Genomic DNA, 21421 nt, shown 5'->3' with positions numbered 1-21421 from the left:
ATGCGGCGCGCCTGCGGATGCGTGGCCGCGTATCTCACTTCAGGCGATGCCAATCCGCGATGTTCCAAAGCTCGCTGTCCCAACTGTTCATCACAACGCCACCAAGGTCGTTGGCATGTGCCGACAGCCGCCCGCGATTGACCAGCGGGATCACCACGTGATTCTGCACCAGCATGTCGTTCATCGCACGGGCGATGGCCGCGCGGGCCTCAAGCCCCGGGGTGCGCGACAGGTCCGCCGCGAGTGCATCATAGGCAGGGTCGCACCAGCGCCCGACATTGGCACCCTGCCATTGGTTTTCGGGTGTCGGCGCGGCATCACAGGTCCAGCCTTCGAGATAGGATTCGGGATCCGTGCCGGGGAAATTGCCCGCGAACATTTCCAGATCCGCATGGAATTTCTGAAACGTATCCGGGCTGGCGGCATCGCTTCCGAAGAAGACCGACGCGTCGATGTTGCGCAACTCGGTTTCGATGCCGATCCGGGCCCACCATTGCTTGAGGATCATCTGAAAATCTTGCCGCACCGAATTGGTCGAGGTTTGCAGCATAAGACGAAGAGGGCGGCCATCCTTGTCGCGGATGCCATCGCCGTCGCTGTCGGTCCAGCCCGCCTCTTCAAGTCGTGCGCGGGCCGCTGCCATGTCTTGCTCAAGGCAGGCGTTGTTGGCGGAGGACGCATAGAGCGGCGGCGCGGGCAGGAGGTTGCAGGTCACGCGACCGGCGGCGCCATAGCCCACCGCGACAAGTGTGGCGGGGTCGATGGCAAGGCTGAGCGCCTTGCGCACCGCCCGGTCGCTCAGAATCGGATGCGGATGTGCGCGGGTGGCGCGGGCCGCCCCGTGCGCCGGATCGGGGTCGGTGAAGTTGATCGCCAGCCGCTCGACGAGCGTGCCGAACCCGACGACGGCCCGTCCCTTGCCATGTGCCTCCATCCGGCTCAGGAGGTCGGGCGGCAGTTGCAGGTTCCACGCGTAATCGAATTCGCCGGTTTCAAGCACGGTGCGCGCGGCTTCGGCGGCGCTGCCTCCGCCCTTGAGCAGCACCTCGGCGAAGGCTGGCTTGCCGGGTGTGCGATAGCGCGGATTGGCCGCGAATCGCACCACGTCATTGGTGCGGAATTCGGCCACTGTGAAGGGCCCGGTGCCAAGCGGCGCGAAATTGGCCCCGGTGCAGCCGGGGGCGGCGGGGCCAAGGCAGTCCTTGAACTGGGCGGCCTGAAGGATCGGGGCTTGAGCGCCTACGAAGGGCGCATAGGGAAAGGGTTTGGGCCCCGTGAACGTGATCTCGACCGTGTGATCGTCGAGCGCGGACACATCGGCCACATCAGCGAAGGCGTCACGCTGTGCGCAGCCCGCGCCATCGGCGGTGCAATAGCGCCATGTAAAGACCACATCGCGCGCCGTGAACGGGCTGCCGTCGGACCAGGTCACACCCTGACGCAGCGACCAGGTGATGCGGGTCAGATCGGCACTGATCCCGCCGTTGACGCGGGTCGGGATCACGCGGGCGAGCCATGGCACAAGCTTGCCGGTCTCGTCATAGCGGGCCAGCGGTTCAAGCGTGAGCGAGGCCGCTTCGATATCCTTGACCCCGCCCGAAAGATAGGGGTTGAGCGTTGACGGGGCCTGCCAGTAAAGCAGGCGCACCTGACCGTCGCGGCCACGTGCCTCGTCTTCGGGCGGCGCGTCCTGTTGCTGGGCGATGAGCGGCCACGCGAGGCCGAGGGCCACAAGACCAGCGGTCGCTGCGAAGAAGTGCCGTATTCCCAACTGTTCCCCTCCGGTATTGCCGCCGCTCGACCCAGGCTATGACCCAGATCGCCAGCCGACGCCACGCGAAATTGTAATCGACCCGTCATGACGGGCATGCAACGTTGGGGGAAGGGTAGGGCACAACGGCGAAAACCCCAAGAAAAAGGGAGGCATCCGTGACCGAAACAGATGGTCAGCCGGTTCTGAGCCTGTCGCAACTGGGGCTTGCGGCGGGAGGGGCGCCTATTGTGTGCGATGTGCATCTCGATCTGCGCGCGGGCGAAATCCTGTGTCTGGTGGGGCCGTCGGGCACGGGCAAGTCACTCATCGCGCGTGCGATTCTCAGGCTTGATGAGGGGGTCCGCATCACGACGGGCGCGGTGCGGCTTGGGGCGCGGACCCTTTCGGAGTTGCCCGCCCCTGCGTTGCGCCGGGTGCGCGGAGCCGAGATCGGGATGATCTTTCAGGAACCGGCGGCGTCGCTCAATCCGGTGCGCCGGATCGGCGCGCAAATGGCCGAGACGCTGCGACTTGACGGGGTGCGGGGGGGCGAGACGCGCGGCGCCGCGGCGGCGTGGCTGTCGCGTGTCGGGCTTGATCCCGAAGTGCTGCACGCCTTTCCGCACGAACTTTCGGGGGGGATGTGTCAGCGGGTGATGATCGCCATGGCGCTGTCGCGGCGGCCCCGCGTTCTGATCGCGGACGAGCCGACCACCGCGCTTGACGCGGTGACGCAGGCGGAAATTCTCGCGCTTCTCGACCGGCTTCGGCGTGAGGAGGGGCTGGCGATTCTGCTTGTCACCCATGACGAAACCGTGGCGCGCGCGCATGGTGACCGCGTGGCGCATATGCGGGCGGGCCGGATCGAATCAGTGCGCCCGGTGCGCCGGGATGCGGAGGACGCACCCCAGACGCCGGCGTTTCGGGACACGGTCGAAACCGAGGCGGTTCTGGCGTTGCGTGGTCTGACCGTGTGGCACAGGGGCGCCGCGCGGCCTGCGCTGCGGGATGTGTCGCTGACGGTGCGCCGGGGCGAGGTTTTGGCTTTGGTGGGGCAATCAGGGTCGGGCAAGAGCACTCTGGCGCGTGCGGCGCTGCGTCTTTTGCCCGACGGTGTCGCCCAAGGCCGGATCGAGATCGAGGGTCGCGATGTGATGGCGCTTGAGCCGCGCACTCTGCGCGCCATGCGCTCGCGGATGCAGATGGTGTTTCAGGACCCGATGCAAAGCCTTGATCCGCGGCGCAGTCTTGGCCGTCAGATCGGAGATACGCTGCGCAATTTCGGAGTGCCGCGCCATGACGTGCGGGCGCGCGTGGCCGAGATGGCCGACCGTATGGGACTTGACCCGGCGCTGCTCGGGCGGCGTCCGGGCGGCGTGTCGGGCGGGCAGCGGCAGCGTGCGGCGCTGGCGCGGGCGCTGATTGCGCGGCCAGCACTTCTGATCGCGGATGAGGCGTTTGCCTCGCTTGATCCTGAGATACGGAACCGTATGGAGACGCTTCTGAGCGAGGTGCAGCAGGCGCGCGATCTGGCCTGTCTCTTTATCAGCCACGACATCGCGCAGGTGGCGCGCATCGCCCATCGCATTGCCGTGATGTGGCAGGGGCGCATCGTCGAAGAGGGCCCGGCGGCGTCCGTGCTGCACAATCCTGCCCACGCGTATACGCGGGCCTTGATCGCTGCGAGCGCCGGGCGCGCCCTGCCATTGCCGCCGCCGCCCGATCCGGCAGAGACCCTTTGGGAAATCGCGGCGGGGCACTATGTTCTGGCGGGCGAATCTGCTTAGGTCGCGTATCGAATTGGCCTAGGAGTGACCCGATGCCCGTGACGAACCGTTTCGCCGAATTGCATGATACGATTACCGAATGGCGGCGCGATATCCACGCCAACCCCGAGCTTTTGTTCGACACCTACCGCACCAGTGCGCTGGTCGAGGAGAAACTGCGCGCGTTCGGCTGTGACGAGGTGGTGACCGGGCTGGGGCGGACCGGCGTGGTGGGTGTTATCCGCGGGCGCAAGGACGGATCGGGCAGGGTGATCGGATTGCGCGCGGACATGGATGCGCTCCCCATCGAGGAGGCGACGGGGGTCGAGTATGCCTCGACGGTGCCGGGCAAGATGCATGCCTGTGGCCATGACGGACACACCGCGATGCTTCTTGGGGCCGCGCAATACCTGTCTGAGACGCGCAATTTCGATGGCACGGCGATTGTCATCTTTCAGCCCGCCGAAGAAGGCGGCGGCGGTGGCAAGGAAATGTGCGACGACGGGCTGATGGAGCGGTTCGGCATTCAGGAAGTGTACGGGATGCACAACTGGCCGGGGATTCCGCTTGGCAGTTTCGCGATCCGCGAAGGCGCCTTCTTTGCGGCGACAGCCAAGCTCGATATCGAGATAACGGGCCGGGGCGGCCACGCCGCCAAGCCGCACGAGACGCTGGACCCGACCGTCATCGCGAGCCATCTGATTCTCGGTCTTCAGACGGTGGCGTCGCGGAGCGCCGATCCGACCGGACAGATCGTCGTGTCGGTCACTTCGTTCGAAACCTCATCCTCCGCCTATAATGTCATTCCCGACAGTGTGCGGCTCAGGGGGACGGTGCGCACGCTCGACCCCGCGATGAACGATCTGGCCGAAGAGCGGATCACCGCGCTTGCACGGGGGGCCGCCGAAGGCTTTGGCGCGCGTGTCGAGGTCGGCTATGAACGGCAGTATCCGGTGATGGCGAACCACCCCGATCAGACCGCCTTCGTGGCCGATGTGGCCCGGCGTGTCTCGGGCACGTGTGACGAGGCCCCGTTGGTCATGGGTGGTGAGGATTTCGCCTTCATGCTCGAAGAGCGACCGGGGGCCTATATCCTTTTGGGCAATGGCGATACCGCGCCGGTTCACAACGCCTCCTACAACTTCAGCGATGAGTCGATCCCGACAGGGTGCAGTTGGTGGGCGGAACTGGTGGAGCAACGTATGCCGATTTGATCGGTGCGCGCGGTTACGCCGACCGGCCCGCGCGCTTGCAATCATACATCGCTTGGTCTGCATGCCGCAGAAGCTCGGACGGGGTGGCGCCATCACGGGGGTAGGAGGCCGCGCCTATACTTGCCCCCAGGTCCACCGCGTGGCCGGGGTAAAGCGGCGTGAACGGCTGTTCGAAACATGCCGCGATTTGCTTCTGACGGTGGCGCAGCGCCTGTTCGTCGCCGGTGCCGCGCAGGATCACGGCGAATTCGTCACCCCCCAGCCGCCCGATCAGGTCGGGTGTGTCCAGTGCCGCGCGCAGACGTTGCGCCACCCTGGCCAAAAGCAGATCGCCCGCCTCGTGCCCGTGGCTGTCATTGATGGCCTTGAACCCGTTGAGGTCGAGCATGATAAGTCCGAATCCTTGCCCGAGGCGCCGGCCCCGGCGCACCGCCGTCGCCACCTGTTCGAGGATCATCGTACGATTCAACAGTCGGGTGAGGGGATCATGCGTCACCCGGTCATGCAGCGTATCGAGCGTTTCGTTGCGGATATCGGTGGGCCGGATGCGCGACACGAAATGCGATGGCGCGCCGCGCGTGTCGCACATGAGTGTCACGTCAAGCTCGGTCCAGATATAGTCGCCTCGGGCGCGTCGATATCGCTTGAGCATCGAATAGCTTCCGGTGCCCTCCTCAAGGAGCTTTTCGAACAGCACCTCGTCGCGCAACAAGTCGTCGGGGTGTGACAGTTCATGAAAGGTGAGGTTGCGCAGCGCGCTCAGGTCGGTCTGAAATATCGGCGCGATCTCGGGCGACAATTCGAGAAGGCGGCCCTCAAAGCTCACGATCGCGATGCCGGTGCGGTCGTCGTCATGCGCAGGCAGGATCGTGGGAATTTCAGCGATGCGTGTCATCCAAAAAGCTTGGTCGACGGACGGTTAACAAAAGGTTAACAGGCACGGACCACCCACGGTAAGCCCGCCAGGCGCGCGGTCATTCGCTCACGTCGTCCATGTCCGACTGGCCGCTCAACCGGCGGCGCACATGGCTCCAGCTCAGGCCGATTCCCAACACCAGAGACAGGACGAGCAGCCCGAGCCAGACCAACTCGCTTTCGTCGCGCACCGTTAGCAGGCCGTAATCGTAAAGCACCCAGAAAAGCGCCGCCACCACGGCGATCACCATGATCATCCCGAATCCCCCGATCGAACGGAACGTGGCACGCAGGTAAATGACGTAGCCCATCAGCAAAAGCAGACCCAGCAGCACGATCAGCGGAGTTTGCTCACCGTAGCTGCGGCGCGACCAATCGAGATAGTTCCACGCGGTCGGGTTGAATGTGAGGGTGAGCAATCCAAAGGCCACGGCCCAGCGTAGCAGGAAACCTGTCATCTTTTGTCTGCCCCCCCCTGAAAGCGTCGGCTGACGCATGCTGCCCGTTTGGCGGCACTGCTGTCCAGCCCCCAGACCTATCTGGACCCATGATTTTGCGGTTCCACTGACCGGCGCGGCCCGATAAGAGGGGCAGGGGTCAAAACCAACCGCCGGAAAGGAACGTAATGGCTAATGTCGTCGTCGTGGGCGCCCAATGGGGCGACGAGGGAAAAGGCAAGATCGTGGACTGGCTCAGTGAGCGGGCCGATGTGATCGCGCGCTTTCAAGGCGGTCACAACGCGGGCCATACCCTTGTGATCGACGGCAAGGTTTACAAGCTCAACGCGTTGCCTTCGGGCGTGGTGCGGGGCGGCAAGCTCAGCGTCATCGGCAATGGCGTGGTGCTTGATCCGTGGCACCTTGTGACCGAGATCGCGACGATCCGCGAACAGGGGGTGACGATCACGCCCGAGACGCTGATGATCGCGGAGAACACGCCGCTTATCCTGCCGATTCACGGTGAACTGGACCGCGCCCGCGAAGAAGCCGCGAGCAAGGGAACCAAGATCGGCACCACCGGCCGTGGTATCGGCCCGGCCTATGAGGACAAGGTGGGCCGCCGGTCCGTGCGGGTGGCCGATCTGGCGGATGACGCCACGCTGGAGGCGCGGGTGGACCGTGCGCTTCAGCATCACGATCCGCTGCGCCGCGGGCTGGGCATCGAGCCTATCGACCGGGACGCGCTGATTGCCAAATTGCGCGACATCGCCAAGCAGATCCTGCCCTATGCCGCGCCCGTCTGGAAAGTGCTGAACGAGCGTAAGAAACGCGGTGAACGTATCCTGTTCGAAGGGGCGCAAGGCGCGCTTCTGGACATTGATTTCGGCACCTACCCCTTTGTCACCTCGTCGAACGTGATCGCGGGGCAGGCCGCCACCGGGGTGGGTATCGGGCCGGGGTCGATCGACTATGTGCTGGGAATCGTGAAGGCCTATACGACCCGCGTGGGCGAAGGGCCTTTTCCCACCGAGCTTGAAGACGAGGACGGGCATCGCCTTGGCACGCGCGGGCGCGAATTCGGCACCGTGACGGGGCGCAAGCGGCGGTGCGGCTGGTTCGATGCGGCCTTGGTGCGGCAGACCTGTGCAACCTCGGGTGTGACGGGTATTTCGCTGACCAAGCTTGACGTGCTGGACGGGTTCGAAACGCTGAAAATCTGCGTCGGCTACGAGATCGACGGAGAGCGACTGGATTACCTGCCCACCGCGACCGAGAAGCAATGGCGCTGCACCCCTCTTTACGAAGAGATGCCGGGCTGGAGCGAGTCGACCGAAGGCGCACGAAGCTGGGCCGACCTGCCGGCCAACGCGATCAAGTATGTGCGCCGGGTCGAGGAACTGATTCAGTGCCCCGTCGCTCTTTTGTCCACAAGCCCTGAGCGTGACGACACGATCCTCGTCACCGACCCGTTCGCGGATTGACGCCGGCGCGTGGCGATCCATCTTCGGGATAGACGGCGACAAGAAAGGAAGACGTCATGGCGCTGAGTTACAAGGTCCGCAGGCGGTGGTCGCTGATCATTCTTCTGATCGGTTTGCCGCTTTATATCGTGGTGGCGGTCACACTCACCGACTGGCTGCGCGGGGCGTGGCCCGGCATGCCGATGATGGTCGAGTTTTTCGTGTTCGTCGCACTTGGCGTGGTTTGGGCGCTGCCCTTGCGGCGTGTGTTCCGTGGCGTGGGTCAGCCCGATCCCGATGCCGACGCGCAGGACAGGTAAAGCCTTTCCAGTTTTCCGCGATTAGCCGCCTTTGGGGCCTGTGTCCAAAGCGGGTGCCGTTGCGGCAACGGGCGCCCTGTGCTTGGCTTGCCGGACGAGTCGCGAAAGGCCAGTCCGATGCATGATGATCCTCCCGGTGATGATCCCTGTCACGCCCATTTGATCGTTGGCGGCCATGCCGTCGATCCCGACACGGCCCGGGACGTGCAGCAATTTCGCAAGTCAGAACGCCAAAGGCTATATGCCGCGCGCGAGGCGTGGACGGCGGAGGCGCGCGCCAGCATGAGCCGGACCATCGGTGAGGCGCTTGGCCGGGGTCTTGGTGATCTTGCCGGGCGGCGCGTGGCGGTCTATTGGCCCATCCGGTCCGAACCGGACCTGCGCGATTGGATGGCGCGCGCCCATGAGGCGGGGGCGGAGGTGCTTTTGCCGGTGGTTGTGGAAAAGGCGGCGCCGCTCGTTTTTCGGCGATGGGCGCCACGCTGTCGGATGGCGCGCGGCATCTGGAATATCCCGGTGCCTGCGGAAGGGGCCGAGGCCGTGCCCGATCTGGTCATCTCGCCGCTTCTGGGGCTGGATGGCGCGGGCTACCGGCTTGGCAATGGTGGCGGATATTATGATCGCACGCTTGCCGCATTGCCGAGCCCGCCCGAGGTGATCGGGGTCGGATACCCCGATTGCACGCTTGAGACGATCTTTCCGATGCCATGGGACATCCCGATGGGCCGGGCCGTGCTGGGTGATGGCGATGTGCGGCATTTCGGCTGACGCCCCCGCGTGCGCCGATGCGCAAAGATAAGCCCTAGCTTTTGCGCCGCGCCTTCATCAGGTCATGGGCAAGGCTGAGCGTGTAGGTCTCAAGCTTGTGCAGGTTCGCCTCGACCTCTTCGGCCTGGCCCGCATCGAGGGCATCGGCGATGCGGGTGTGCAGGGTCACGATCTCTTCGCGTGAGCGGGCGGTGAAGGTGATCATGTTCATCAGCGGCTGCATCGCCTCGACCGCCCCGGCAAGCTGATAGCTGAGCACCGGGTTGCCCGCCGCATCCACCAGCGCACGGTGAAAGGTCACGTCCGAGGCACAGAAGCTTTCATCGGTGAGGCCCGGCTGACCCTGTCGGTGGATTTCGGCGCGCATCGTGGCAAGGTGATCGGGGGTGCGGCGCGCGGATGCCAGCGCCGCGCAGGCGCGTTCGAGCGCATAGCGCGCTTCGCAGGCGACGTCGAAGCTCACGTCGTTCATCGACAAAAGCAGCGTCGAGGTGGTGATTTGCTGACCGTATGCGTCCTCATAGCTGAGCCGCCTGACAAAGGCGCCACCCGTCGCGCCACGTTGTGTGCGGATGAGCGATTGCGCCGCGAGCCGCTTGAGCGCCTCGCGCACCGTGGGGCGTGACACCTTGAACTGATCCGCAAGCTCGGCCTCGGATGGCAGGCGTTCGTCCACGATCATACGCCCCTCGACAATGGCGTCGCGGATGGCTTGGGCGATCTGTGCGGAAAGGTCCGAGGAGCGGTCTACATTGTTTTTCATTTGTCTTACATTTTATTGTCTGACATTTTGTTCCTGTCGCCGAATCGTAGCAGGTGCGCCCATGTTTGAACATTCGAATGTCGCCTTGCGCAGTGTTCTGTGGCTCGGTTTCTTCGCGGCCATCCTTGCCGCGTGGTGGGTGATGTATGCGATGGCCATGCAAATGGACCTCGATCTGTTGGGTCGGCCCGGCGATATGGCCGACCGGATGCGCGCGATGGACCCGCGCATGCCCATGGACATGCCTATGGCCCGGTTCGGCCCGCTTTTCGCGATGTGGGCGATCATGATGGCGGCGATGATGCTGCCCACGATGGTGCCGACTTTGCGCGCCTACGAGGATCTGATCGCGTCGGCCAACGGGAACTGGGCCGGATGGCTGGGCGTCTTGTCGGGCTATTTCATCGTCTGGGTGGCATTTGCCGCGCTGATCGCCGCCGCGCAGCTTGCGCTGCTGTTTGGCGGCGTGGTGGATATGCTGGGCATCGCCACGTCGCATTGGCTGGCCGGTGGGCTGCTGCTGGCGGTGGGCGCGTTTCAGTTCACCCGCACCAAGGAGGTGTGTCACGGGGTCTGTCACAGCCCGATGATGTATTTCCTCGGCCACTGGCACACCGGCATGGGCGGCGGGGTGCGCATGGGGTTGGGACTTGGTGTTTTCTGCGTTGGCTGCTGCTGGGGCTTCATGGCGCTGGGCTTTGCCGGTGGGGTGATGAACCTCGCGTGGATGGGCCTCGCGACGCTTTTCATGGTGCTCGAGAAGCTGCCGCAGATCGGACATGTCGTCACGCGCCCGATGGGTGTGATATTGATACTTGGCGGGCTGGCCGTTCTGGCCGCGCCCTATGTAACGGGAGGATAGAGATATGGCAGCGCAACCAAAGCAAGAGGGCGCCCCCGCGCACGAATGGGCAATCAAGGGCGAGCTTTTCCTCAACTGCTCGTGCGAGGTGTTCTGCCCTTGTGTCGTGAGCCTTGGCGCACACCCGCCCACCGAGGGGCATTGTCATGCGTGGATGGCCATTGCCATCGACGAGGGCGACTATGACGGCCACGATCTTTCGGGGCTCAACGTGGGCATTTTGGCCGACATCCCGGGCCGCATGGGCGAAGGCAACTGGAAGGTCGCGCTCTATGTCGATGACAGCGCAAGCGATGCGGCCCATGATGGCATCTGTCAGATTTTCTCGGGCGCGGCGGGGGGCACCACGGGCCTTTTCACCATGCTGGTCTCCGAGATCATCGGTGTTGAACGCGAGCCGGTGGAGATCGTGCGCGACGGCAAGACGCGCGCCATTCGCATTGGCCGCAAGATTCAGGGCGAGATCGAGATGATCGATGGCGCCAACCCCGATGAGCCGGTGACGATCACCAATTCGCAATACTGGATGGGCCCCGACATCATCGCCGCCAAGGGCAAGAAAAGCCGGGTGCGTGATTACGGCCGAGTCTGGGATTTCGGTGGAAAATCCGCCGAGATATGCCCGATCAACTGGAGCGGCCCCGGCAAATGATCGCAAGCGCCGACTACGCGCGGCTGATGGCACGCTATAACGCGTGGCAGAACGATAGCCTGCTTGACGCCGCGGCGACCTTGTCGCCTGCGGCGCGGGCTGCCGAGCGCGGTGCGTTCTTTGGTTCGATCATCGGCACGCTGAGCCATCTTCTCTGGGCTGATCTGACATGGATGGCGCGCTTTGATGGTGGCGCCGCGCCGCGCGACGGCATCCGGCAAAGCGCCGCGATGGTGACGGATTGGACCGCCTACCGGTCCGAGCGCGCGGCCACGGACCTGCGCATTCGCGATTGGGCGGCGGGTCTGGACGACAGCGCGCTGGCGCGTGACCTGACCTTTCATTCCGGTGCGCTCGGGCGCGAGGTGACGCGACCGACAGACCTATGTGTCGCGCATTTCTTCAACCACCAAACCCATCATCGCGGACAGGTGCACGCGATGCTGACCGCCGCCGGAGCCGCGCCCGGCGACACGGATCTTTTCGTCATGCCTGAGGAGACACGCCCATGACCGCGCCGATTTTGTCCTGCTCGCGTCGCCTGCGCCGCACACCCTTTTCCGACGGTGTCGAGGCCGCCGGTGTCAAGGGGTATACCGTTTACAACCGGATGCTTCTGCCCACGGTCTTTGACAGTATCGAGGCGGATTACCACCACCTCAAGCACCATGTGCAGGTCTGGGATGTGTCCTGTGAACGGCAGGTCGAACTGCGCGGGCCCGACGCGGGGCGGCTCATGCAGATGCTGACCCCGCGCGACCTGCGCGGGATGACAGCGGGACAGTGTTTCTATGTGCCCATCGTGGACGAGACGGGCGGCATGCTCAATGATCCGGTGGCCGTCAAGCTGGCCGAGGATCGGTGGTGGATCTCCATCGCCGACAGCGACCTGCTTTTGTGGGTCAAGGGCGTGGCGCATGGTTACAGGCTCGATGTGCTGATCGACGAGCCGGATGTCTCACCGCTCGCGGTGCAGGGGCCCAAGGCGGACGAGCTTATGGCGCGGGTGTTCGGCGACAGCATTCGCGACCTGCGGTTCTTTCGCTTCAGCGTCTATGATTTCGAGGGGTGCGACGTGGTGATCGCGCGCTCTGGCTATTCCAAGCAGGGCGGTTTCGAGATTTACGTGCAGGGCAGTGAACTTGGCATGCCGATCTGGACCGCGCTTTTCGCCGCGGGCGAGGATATTCAGGTGCGCGCCGGATGCCCCAACGGGATCGAGCGTGTCGAGGCCGGGCTGCTGAGCTATGGCAACGACATGACCGCCCACAACACGCCGCATGAATGCGGGCTGGGCCGGTTCTGCAACACGCATACGGCCATCGGCTGTATCGGACGGGATGCGCTCCTGCGGGTGGCCAAGGAAGGCCCCGTGCAGCAAATCCGCGCCATTTCGATCGCCGGAGACCCGGTGCCGGGATGTGACCGGGTGTGGCCGCTTTATGCGCGGGATATGCGTGTGGGACAGGTGACTTCGGCGGCGTGGTCGCCCGATTTCGGGACGAATGTCGCCATCGGGATGGTGCGGATGACGCATTGGGATGCGGGCACGGAGCTTCGTATCGACGTGCGCGGCGAGGATCGCGCCGCGACGGTGCAACCGGCGTTCTGGCTTTGAACGCCGGTTCGAGTATTTTGAATTGGACAGAAACAAGAGGAGCAAGAGATGTTTAACGCACTTGTGGTCGAAAAGGACGAAGAGAGCGGCAAGACATCCGCGACGGTCGAGCAGATCGGTGAGGACCGGCTTCCCGACGGCGAGGTGACGGTTGCGGTCGAATATTCGACGGTCAACTACAAGGACGGGCTTTGCATCGGGCCGGGCGGCGGTCTGGTGCGCAATTATCCGCATGTTCCGGGCATTGATTTCGCTGGCACGGTCGAGGCGTCGGACGATGACCGCTACAAGCCCGGCGACAAGGTCGTGCTGACCGGCTGGCGCGTGGGCGAGGCGCATTGGGGCGGATATGCCCAGAAGGCGCGCGTCAAGGCCGACTGGCTTGTGCCGCTTCCCAAGGGGCTTGATACGCGCCGGGCGATGGCTGTGGGCACTGCCGGGTTCACCGCTATGCTGGCGGTGATGGCGCTTGAGGATCAGGGGATCAAGGATGGTCCCATCCTTGTCACCGGGGCCGCAGGCGGTGTTGGCTCGGTGGCGACCGCGATCCTGTCCAATCTGGGTCACGAGGTGGCGGCGGTCACCGGGCGCCCCGAGCAGGAAGAGTATTTGCGCGGCCTTGGCGCCACGCAGATCGTTGCGCGCGAAGACCTGACGGAAGTGACGAAAAAGCCGCTTGAGGGCGAGCAATGGGGCGGCGCGGTCGATGCCGTCGCGGGGGCGATGCTGGGCCGCGTGCTCAAGCAGATGAAATACGGCGGGTCGGTCGCGGCCATCGGCCTTGCGGGCGGCCCGGCGATCGAGGGCGCGCTCATCACGCCGTTCATCCTGCGCGGTGTCAACCTTCTGGGCGTCGACTCGGTCATGCAGCCCTATGACAACCGGGTGCGTGCATGGCAGCGGATCGCGCGCGATCTGCCGATGGACAAGCTTGAGGCGATGGTCCAACCCGCGACGCTGTCGGACCTTCCCGATCTGGGCCGCGCGATCCTCAAGGGGCAGGTCAAGGGCCGCGTCGTGGTTGATGTGAACGCCTGAGGCTTGCGCCCCGCGCCTCTCTCCCGCATTAAGGCGCGGGGGAGGGGCAGATGACCGACACTTCTGATATCACCATCAGGCTCGCTCGGACCGAGGATTTCGACGTGCTCTGGCCGACTTTGCGCGATGTGATCCGCGCAGGTGATACATATGCCATCGATCCGCAGCTGTCGCAGGACAGGATTCGCGCCCTCTGGATGGAGGAGCCGCGCGCCACCTATGTGGCCGAGCAGGATGGTGAACTCCTCGGAACCTACTATCTCAAAACCAACGCCCAGGGCGGCGGCGCACATGTGTGCAATTGCGGTTACATCACCTCGGCGGCCGCGCGGGGCCGGGGTGTGGCGCGCGCCATGTGCCGCCACAGCCAACACGAGGCGCGCGGCCTTGGCTATCTCGCGATGCAATTCAATTGCGTGGTCGAGACCAACACCCGTGCCATCGCGCTTTGGGAGGATGAAGGCTTTGCGACGGTCGGCGTTCTGCCCGACGCGTTCCTTCATCCCGAGGCGGGCTATGTCCCGGCGCGGGTCATGTTCAAATGGCTGGGACAGGGCGGCTGAGGCCGGACGGCTTTCAACCTGTCGACGTTGACTTGAGACATCGGAGACTGCCGCATGGCAAGCGTCGGTCGCGCCATGCGCTGTGTTTCTCTCGAAACTAAACAAGATCACGGGAAATGATGGGAAGCAGGGGATTTGCGTCGAATCAAGGCGCGAATCCCAAAATGATTCAGGTTTCATGCACAGATTCAGACGTGCGATCCGAGATGAACTGCTGTATTCAGAAAAAAAAGCCGGGAAATCGTGGGAAATTTTTGGGTCTGATCTAATCACTATATATAGCGTCTCAATTGCTGATTGTAGCAAGGTGATGCGTTAAAGTGCTCAAAACCACCGCCATATCTTGTTTTTCGGGCGGACCACGAACAACATGATGTGCTGATTTCCCGTAAAAAGTTATTGCTTTCCATGAATTCCCATGTCATCCCTTTAGACACGATGAGGACGGGATCAAGAGAGGGTCACAAAGACCCCGAAACAAAAACTCCCAAGTCAGGTTTCATACAGGCACCCGCTTTCATCGAAATTAAGAGATCCGGCGCGCGGGCGAGCAGACATCCCCCCAGGTGGCGCGCGCAGCTGGACACCCCGCGATAGCGGGACGAGGGCGGCGGATAGGGCAGTGGCAGCAGCTCTATCCGTCGTTTCGTTTTTCGGGGGCGTACATGTGAGGGACCGAAGGGAACGTGGGTCGTAGGTTCAGAGGTGAAAGCCACCACAAGGTGGACACGAAGGGCAGGGTCTCGATCCCGGCCTCTTTTCGCCGTGTGCTCGAATCCTCCGATCCCAACTGGCGCGAAGGCGACAATCCCGAACTGGTCATCGTTTACGGCGATCACCGCCGCAATTACCTTGAATGTTATACGATAGAAGCCATCGAAGAGGTGGACGCCAAGATCGACGCGCTGCCGCGCGGATCAATGGAACGCAAGATGCTTCAGCGCCTGTTTCACGGTCAGTCCTTTCCGACGAATGTGGACGAGACCGGCCGCCTTGTCCTGCCTGCGAAGCTGCGGCAGAAGATCGGCCTCGAAGGCGAGGCGTTCTTCATCGCCGCCGGCGACACGTTCCAGGTGTGGAAGCCCGAGACCTATGAGGCCGAGGAGCTGGCGCGCACCGAGGAGTGGCTCGACGAGTTGCCGGGCGACTTTGATCCGCTCATTTTCCTGGATAACGCGAAGGAGGGGTGAGGGATGTCCGCTGCCGCCGCATCATCCTCCGACAAAGACCCGCACATTCCCGTTCTGATTGGTCCGCTTCTCGCGGCTGTCGGGCCCGTTTCCGGCGTTTGGCTTGACGGCACGCTGGGGGCTGGCGGGTATGCGCGCGCATTGCTCGAGGCGGGGGCGGATAAGGTGATCGGTGTGGACCGCGATCCGCTGGCGCATGAGATGGCGGCGCGTTGGGGTGCGGACTATGGCGATCGGCTTGAATTGGTTCAGGGGGTCTTTTCGCGCATGGACAGCTATGCCACGGAACTTGACGGTGTGGTGCTGGATCTGGGCGTGTCGTCGATGCAGCTTGATCAGGCGCAGCGCGGTTTCTCGTTTCAAAAGGATGGCCCGCTCGACATGCGGATGAGCCAGGAGGGCACCACCGCCGCCGAGATCGTGAACACCGCAGACGAGGCCGATCTGGCCGATATCCTGTTTCTTTACGGAGAAGAACGGGCAAGCCGCCGGATCGCGCGTGCCATCGTCCGTGCCCGTACCGAGGCACCCATCGTGACCACCGCGCAATTGACCGCGATCGTCGAGAAATGCCTGCCCCGCCCCAAGCCGGGTCAGGCGCATCCCGCGACCCGCAGCTTTCAGGCGCTGCGCATCGCGGTGAACGATGAATATGGCGAATTGGCCGAGGGGCTGGCCGCGGCCGAGCGCGCGTTGCGCCCAGGCGGGCGGCTGGCCGTGGTGACGTTTCATTCGGTCGAGGACCGGATGGTCAAACGGTTCATTCAGGCGCGGCTTGGGGGCGCGGGACGCGGGAGCCGTCATGCCCCCGCCGCCGAGGAGACGCCGCCGCAATTCACCCAGGCGCATCGCAAGGCGATCGGCGCCGACGAGACCGAGCTTGAGATCAATCCACGCGCCCGCAGCGCCCGCCTGCGCGTGGCCACCCGCACCGATGCGCCGCCGGCACCGCTTGACCGGCGTGCCATCGGGATGCCGCAACTTGGAAAATCCTTCTGATGCGCAGTTTTCTTTACATCCTCAGTGCTCTTGCCGTGATCGGGCTGGCCTTCTGGGCTTATCGCGAAAATTACGAAACCCAGGCCGCACAGGACCGGGCCGAATCACTTGAGCGTCAGATCGCCTACAAGCGCGAGAGATTGCGCGTGCTCAGGGCCGAGTGGGCCTATCTGAACCGGCCTGACCGCCTGAGAGAGCTGGCCGAGATCAACTATGAGAGCTTGCGCCTCATGCCGCTGCAATCGCATCAATTCGGGCAGGTCGATCAGGTCGCCTATCCACCCGAAGAGGGGCTTGAGTCGCTGGGAATCGATTTCGACGCTTCGGTCGAAGTGTCGAACATGGAGGACGCGCAATGATCCGCACGCCGCTGCGCCCGCTGGCCCGTATCCTCGAGGTTCGCCGCGAAGGCGGCAATCCCGATGCGATCGAGCGCGAGAATATTCGACTGCGCCACGAAGAGATGCGCGATCGCGCCCGCCGCCGCGCCGAAGGGCGGCTTCTGGTCATGGGGGTCATGTTCTTTCTTGCATTCTGTGTGTTGGGCGGACGCATGGCGGTGCTGGCACAGTCCGAACCCGCCGAGCCGCGTGCAAGCGCCGCAGGCGCGGCCATTCTGGCTCAGCGGGCCGATATCGTGGATCGCAAGAACCGCATCCTTGCCACGAACTTCAACACCCATAGCCTTTATGCGCAGCCCCAACAGATGATTGAACCCGAGAGGGCCGCCGACGAGCTTGTCCGAATCTTTCCCGATCTGGATCACGCCCGGCTGGTGCGTGACTTCACCGGTAAGCGCAAGTTCCTGTGGGTAAAGAAGAAAATCAGCCCGGAACAGCGTCAGGCGGTGCATGATATCGGTGAACCGGGGCTTTTGTTCGGACCGCGTGAGATGCGTCTTTATCCCAACGGCAAACTGGCGGCGCATGTTCTGGGCGGGGCCACGTTCGGCCGCGAAGGTGTGCATGCCGCCGAGGTGATCGGCGTTGCGGGGCTTGAGAAGTTCTATGATGCAAGGCTGCGTGATCCGGCACAGGGGCACAAGCCGCTCAAGCTGTCGCTTGACCTGACTATTCAGGCCGCGATCGAACGGGTGCTTCATGGCGGAATGCGCCTGATGAATGCCAAGGGCGCGGCGGCGGTTCTCATGGATGCCCATACCGGCGAGGTCGTCTCGATCGCCTCTCTGCCCGATTTCGATCCGAACGACCGTCCGCGCCCGCCGGTCTCGGGCGATGCGAGCGACAGCCCGCTCTTCAATCGTTCCGTGCAGGGGGTCTACGAGCTGGGCTCGACCTTCAAGATTTTCGCCATGGCACAGGCGCTTGAGTTGGGTCTCGTGACGCCGTCCACGATGATCGACACCCAAGGGCCGCTACGGCAGGACGGATTCAAGATCCGTGATTTCCGCAACTACGGACCCAAGCTTACGGCGTCGAAAGTGATCGTGAAATCCTCGAACGTGGGCACCGCCCGGATCGCCCGGCAGATCGGCGCTGAACGCCAGCAGGAGTTCCTGAAATCACTCGGTTTTTTTGAGCCCACACCACTTGAGATCATCGAGGCCGCAGGCGGACAACCGCTGCTTCCGCAGCGCTGGAACGAGCTGTCGACGATGACCATTTCCTATGGCCATGGCCTGTCGTCCTCGCCGCTGCATCTTGCGGTCGGGTATGCGGCCATCGCCAATGGCGGACGGCGTGTCACCCCCACGCTGCTGCACAATCCCACCCCCGAGCCGGGGCCGCGTGTGATGAGCCGGGCCTCTGCTGACGCCGCGCGCATCATGCTGCGCAAGGTAGTGACCGAGGGCACGGCCAGCATGGCCGAGGTGCCCGGCTATGCGGTTGCGGGCAAGACCGGAACGGCCGACAAGCCACGCCCCACGGGCGGCTATTACGACGACAAGGTGATCGCCACTTTCGCAAGCTTTTTCCCCGCGCATGATCCCAAATACGTGTTGGTCGTCACCCTGGACGAACCCGTCGAAACATCGGGCGACGAGCCGCGCCGCACAGCCGGCTGGACCGCCGTTCCCGTCGCCGCCGAGATCGTCGCGCGCGTCGCGCCGCTGCTTGGGCTGCGCCCCGTGATTGAACCCGGCGAGTTGGCTGATATAACGCTGACATCGAACTGACGCGGGAGGCCGCGTGCATGAGGGGCCGGGGGCAGATGACAACGGGGTCGCACAAGACACTCACCGAACTGGGGCTGACGGCACAGGGGGGGGCGCAAGCCTTCGTGACCGGCCTCGCCGTCGATAGCCGCGATGTGCGCGAGGGGTATCTCTTTGCCGCATTGCCGGGCACGCGAGTGCATGGTGGCGAGTTCATCGAATATGCGCTGCGCATGGGGGCGGGCGCGATCCTCACCGACGCGGCGGGCGCCAACCTGGCGCGTGAGGCGCTGGACGGTGCGACTGCCGCGCTGGTTCTGGCCGAGGATCCACGCCAGACGCTGGCCTATACCGCCGCGCTGTGGTTCGGCGCACAGCCCGAGACTATGGTGGCCGTCACCGGCACCAACGGCAAGACCTCGGTCGCAAGCTTCACACGGCAAATCTGGCACGAACTGGGCTATGAGGCTGCCAACCTGGGCACCACCGGCGTCGAGGGCGCCTACCGGGTGCCACTTGCCCATACCACGCCCGAGCCGATCACCCTGCACCGCATCCTCTGGGAGGTGCAGGCCGCCGGCGTTACCCATGCCGCGATGGAGGCCTCTTCGCACGGGCTGGCGCAGCGGCGGCTTGATGGGGTTCACCTGACGGCTGCGGCGTTCACCAACTTCACGCAGGATCACCTCGATTATCACGCCAGTTTCGAGGAGTATTTCAACGCCAAGGCCGGACTGTTTGACCGGGTATTGCCCGAGGAGGGCACGGCGGTGGTCAATCTCGACGATCCCAAGGGCGCGGACATGGCCCTCATTGCCCATGACCGGGGTCAGCGCGTGATCACCGTGGGCCGCGACGAGGCGGCCGATCTGGTGCTGCGCGCACAGCGATTCGAGGCGACCGGCCAGACCATGCGCTTTGACTGGGAGGGGCGCCCGTTTCAGACTTTGGTGTCGCTGATTGGCGGGTTCCAAGGCGAAAACCTGCTGATCGCCGCCGGGCTTGCAATTGCCACAGGGGCCGATCCGGTGCGGGTATTCGAGACGCTGCCGCAGATGCGCACCGTGCGCGGGCGGATGGAGCTGGCCACGACGCGCGGCAATGGCGCGGCGGTCTTTGTGGATTATGCCCACACGCCGGATGCGGTGGCCACCGCTCTTCGGGCTTTGCGTCCGCATGTTCTTGGCCGGCTTGTGGCGATCGTGGGCGCGGGCGGCGACCGCGACCGCGCCAAGCGCCCGCTGATGGGCAAGGCGGCGGCCGAGAATGCCGACTTGGTGATCGTCACCGACGACAACCCCAGAAACGAGCCCCCGGCCGCGATCCGCGCGGCCGTCATGGAAGGATGTCCCGAAGCCATAGAGGTCGGCGACCGCGCCGAGGCGATCCTGCGCGGCGTCGATGCACTGGGGCCGGGGGATGCGCTGCTGATCTTGGGCAAGGGGCATGAAACCGGACAGACGGTGGGCGACGATGTGCTGCCGTTCGACGATTGCGAACAGGCCAGCGTGGCGGTGATGGCGCTTGACGGGAGCGGCGCGTGAGCGCGCTCTGGACCGCCGCCGACGCGGCCCGCGCCACCGGCGGAGAGGTGCGCGGCGACTGGTCTGTGACGGGCGTGTCCATCGACACCCGCAGCCTTGCGCCGGGGGATATGTTCGTGGCGCTCAAGGCGGCCCGCGACGGCCATGACTTTGTCGCGCAGGCGCTGGCGAAGGGGGCTGGCGCGGCGCTCGTGTCGCATATCCCCGAGGGGGTGCCTGCGGATGCACCGCTGCTCGTGGTCGCGGATGTGCAGCGCGCGCTCGAGGCGCTCGGGCGGGCGGCCCGTGCCCGCACGAATGCGCGCGTGGTCGCGATCACCGGCTCGGTCGGCAAGACCTCGACCAAGGAAATGCTGCGCACGGTTCTGGCGCGGCAGGGCCGGACCCATGCGGCCGAGGCCAGCTACAACAACCATTGGGGTGTGCCCCTGACGCTGGCGCGGATGCCGGTCGAAACCGACTATGCGGTGCTCGAACTGGGCATGAACGCCCCCGGCGAGATTGCACCGCTCGCACGGCTGGCGCGTCCGCATGTGGCGCTTGTCACCACGATTGCGCCCGCCCATCTTGAAGCGTTCGGTCAGATCGAGGGCATTGCCCGCGAAAAGGCCGCGATCTTTGAGGGGCTTGAGCCCGGTGGCACCGCCATCGTGAATGTCGATCTCGCCACCTCAGCCATCCTGCTCGAGGCGGCGCGCGCGGCGCAAGCGCATGTGGTGAGCTTTGGCACCGAAGGCCGTGAATATCGTCTGGCCGAGGTGCAGATCGCCGGCGACAGCACCGTCGTGCAGGCGGTGATCAACGGTGAAACGGCCCTTTTCAAGCTGGCAAGCGCGGGGCGGCATTTTGCGATGAACGGGCTGGCGACACTGGCCGCCGTGGCGGCGCTCGGCGCCGATCCGGGCCGGGCCGCGCCCGACCTTGCGCTATGGGAGCCGCCCACGGGCCGGGGCACGCGTGAGGCCGTGGCCATTGATCCCGCGCGCGACGGCTGGAGCCTTGAGTTGATCGATGACGCGTTCAACGCCAATCCCACCTCGCTCGAGGCCGCGCTCGAGGTTCTGGCCGCCGCCCATCCGCGCGACAATGTTGGCCGGACCACGCATGGACGGCGCATAGCCATTCTTGGCGATATGCTTGAGCTGGGCGCCGAAGAGGCGGCCCTTCATGCCGCCGTGGCCCAGATGGCGCCGATTGCGACGCTTGATACCGTGCACTGTGTCGGTCCGCGCATGTATCACCTGTGGGAGGCCCTGCCGCGCGCGCAACGCGGCACATGGGCGGAGTCCGCCGAAGAGATGGTGGCCGAACTGCCCGATCTTGTGGATGCGGGCGATGTGGTGTTGGTCAAGGGGTCCAAGGGCAGCCGCGTGAGTCTCGTGGCCGAGGCATTGCGACATACCGGGCGCCGATCGCGCCCCAGATCCGAGGACGACTGAG

The 21421-nt window shown here is 64.5% G+C and carries 21 protein-coding genes; 17 read left to right on the top strand and 4 right to left on the bottom strand.

Features of this window, described 5'->3' with window-relative positions:
• Window positions 1–34 precede the first annotated feature (34 nt).
• A complete protein-coding gene (locus tag V8359_RS06210; RefSeq protein ID WP_442970331.1) occupies window positions 35–1732 on the bottom strand; it encodes a peptide ABC transporter substrate-binding protein in 1698 nt (565 codons plus the stop codon).
• A 197-nt stretch (window positions 1733–1929) separates the two neighbouring features.
• Here V8359_RS06210 and V8359_RS06205 point away from each other — a divergent pair, with 197 nt between their 5' ends.
• Entirely contained in the window at window positions 1930–3540 is a 1611-nt protein-coding gene (locus tag V8359_RS06205) for an ABC transporter ATP-binding protein (RefSeq protein WP_336427868.1), read from the top strand.
• A 32-nt stretch (window positions 3541–3572) separates the two neighbouring features.
• Complete coding sequence (locus tag V8359_RS06200) at window positions 3573–4733, top strand: M20 aminoacylase family protein (RefSeq protein ID WP_336427867.1); 1161 nt, start codon at window positions 3573–3575, stop codon at window positions 4731–4733.
• Window positions 4734–4746: 13 nt separating this feature from the next.
• On the opposite strand, the gene V8359_RS06195 is transcribed toward V8359_RS06200, so the two are convergent.
• On the bottom strand, window positions 4747–5628 hold the full coding sequence (locus V8359_RS06195; protein WP_336427866.1) for a diguanylate cyclase domain-containing protein: 882 nt from the start codon (window positions 5626–5628) through the stop codon (window positions 4747–4749).
• Between the two features lie 79 nt (window positions 5629–5707).
• Complete coding sequence (locus V8359_RS06190) at window positions 5708–6106, bottom strand: DUF6524 family protein (RefSeq protein WP_336427865.1); 399 nt, start codon at window positions 6104–6106, stop codon at window positions 5708–5710.
• Between the two features lie 167 nt (window positions 6107–6273).
• Here V8359_RS06190 and V8359_RS06185 point away from each other — a divergent pair, with 167 nt between their 5' ends.
• The 3 genes from V8359_RS06185 to V8359_RS06175 all read left to right on the top strand — a co-directional run bounded on the left by V8359_RS06185 (window position 6274) and on the right by V8359_RS06175 (window position 8636).
• On the top strand, window positions 6274–7569 hold the full coding sequence (locus tag V8359_RS06185; protein WP_336427864.1) for an adenylosuccinate synthase: 1296 nt from the start codon (window positions 6274–6276) through the stop codon (window positions 7567–7569).
• Window positions 7570–7625: 56 nt separating this feature from the next.
• Entirely contained in the window at window positions 7626–7868 is a 243-nt protein-coding gene (locus V8359_RS06180; protein WP_336427863.1) for a DUF2842 domain-containing protein, read from the top strand.
• 117 nt (window positions 7869–7985) lie between these two features.
• A complete protein-coding gene (locus V8359_RS06175) occupies window positions 7986–8636 on the top strand; it encodes a 5-formyltetrahydrofolate cyclo-ligase (protein WP_336427861.1) in 651 nt (216 codons plus the stop codon).
• A gap of 34 nt (window positions 8637–8670) precedes the next feature.
• Here V8359_RS06175 and V8359_RS06170 read toward each other — a convergent pair whose 3' ends face one another.
• Window positions 8671–9399 (bottom strand): FadR/GntR family transcriptional regulator, encoded by a 729-nt coding sequence (locus V8359_RS06170; protein ID WP_336427860.1) that lies wholly within the window; start codon window positions 9397–9399, stop codon window positions 8671–8673.
• A 61-nt stretch (window positions 9400–9460) separates the two neighbouring features.
• Between V8359_RS06170 and V8359_RS06165 the strand changes: the two genes are divergently transcribed.
• The 12 genes from V8359_RS06165 to V8359_RS06110 all read left to right on the top strand — a co-directional run bounded on the left by V8359_RS06165 (window position 9461) and on the right by V8359_RS06110 (window position 21420).
• Window positions 9461–10261: a DUF2182 domain-containing protein gene (locus V8359_RS06165; protein ID WP_336427859.1), complete on the top strand. Its 801-nt coding sequence runs from the start codon at window positions 9461–9463 to the stop codon at window positions 10259–10261.
• 4 nt (window positions 10262–10265) lie between these two features.
• Window positions 10266–10913: a DUF1326 domain-containing protein gene (locus tag V8359_RS06160; protein WP_336427858.1), complete on the top strand. Its 648-nt coding sequence runs from the start codon at window positions 10266–10268 to the stop codon at window positions 10911–10913.
• Window positions 10880–11425, top strand: coding sequence for a DinB family protein (locus V8359_RS06155; protein WP_336427857.1), 546 nt, complete (start codon window positions 10880–10882; stop codon window positions 11423–11425). The genes V8359_RS06160 and V8359_RS06155 overlap by 34 nt, the downstream gene beginning before the upstream one ends.
• On the top strand, window positions 11422–12531 hold the full coding sequence (locus V8359_RS06150; protein WP_336427856.1) for a dimethylsulfoniopropionate demethylase: 1110 nt from the start codon (window positions 11422–11424) through the stop codon (window positions 12529–12531). Before V8359_RS06155 ends, V8359_RS06150 begins: the two co-directional genes overlap by 4 nt.
• A 48-nt stretch (window positions 12532–12579) precedes the next feature.
• Window positions 12580–13569 (top strand): oxidoreductase, encoded by a 990-nt coding sequence (locus V8359_RS06145; RefSeq protein WP_336427855.1) that lies wholly within the window; start codon window positions 12580–12582, stop codon window positions 13567–13569.
• A gap of 50 nt (window positions 13570–13619) precedes the next feature.
• Window positions 13620–14132, top strand: coding sequence for a GNAT family N-acetyltransferase (locus tag V8359_RS06140; RefSeq protein WP_336427854.1), 513 nt, complete (start codon window positions 13620–13622; stop codon window positions 14130–14132).
• Between the two features lie 686 nt (window positions 14133–14818).
• On the top strand, window positions 14819–15322 hold the full coding sequence (gene mraZ, locus V8359_RS06135) for a division/cell wall cluster transcriptional repressor MraZ (protein ID WP_336427853.1): 504 nt from the start codon (window positions 14819–14821) through the stop codon (window positions 15320–15322).
• 3 nt (window positions 15323–15325) lie between these two features.
• Window positions 15326–16321, top strand: coding sequence for a 16S rRNA (cytosine(1402)-N(4))-methyltransferase RsmH (gene rsmH / locus V8359_RS06130; RefSeq protein WP_336427852.1), 996 nt, complete (start codon window positions 15326–15328; stop codon window positions 16319–16321).
• Entirely contained in the window at window positions 16321–16680 is a 360-nt protein-coding gene (gene ftsL, locus V8359_RS06125; RefSeq protein ID WP_336427851.1) for a cell division protein FtsL, read from the top strand. Before rsmH ends, ftsL begins: the two co-directional genes overlap by 1 nt.
• Entirely contained in the window at window positions 16677–18458 is a 1782-nt protein-coding gene (locus V8359_RS06120; protein ID WP_336427850.1) for a peptidoglycan D,D-transpeptidase FtsI family protein, read from the top strand. Before ftsL ends, V8359_RS06120 begins: the two co-directional genes overlap by 4 nt.
• 35 nt (window positions 18459–18493) lie before the next feature.
• Window positions 18494–19981 (top strand): UDP-N-acetylmuramoyl-L-alanyl-D-glutamate--2,6-diaminopimelate ligase, encoded by a 1488-nt coding sequence (locus tag V8359_RS06115; protein ID WP_336427849.1) that lies wholly within the window; start codon window positions 18494–18496, stop codon window positions 19979–19981.
• Complete coding sequence (locus tag V8359_RS06110) at window positions 19978–21420, top strand: UDP-N-acetylmuramoyl-tripeptide--D-alanyl-D-alanine ligase (RefSeq protein ID WP_336427848.1); 1443 nt, start codon at window positions 19978–19980, stop codon at window positions 21418–21420. The genes V8359_RS06115 and V8359_RS06110 overlap by 4 nt, the downstream gene beginning before the upstream one ends.
• The last annotated feature ends 1 nt before the right edge of the window (window position 21421 follow it).

The organism is Roseovarius sp. E0-M6 (assembly GCF_037083845.1).
Lineage (GTDB): Bacteria > Pseudomonadota > Alphaproteobacteria > Rhodobacterales > Rhodobacteraceae > Roseovarius.
This window is presented reverse-complemented; position numbering and strand designations above follow the sequence as displayed.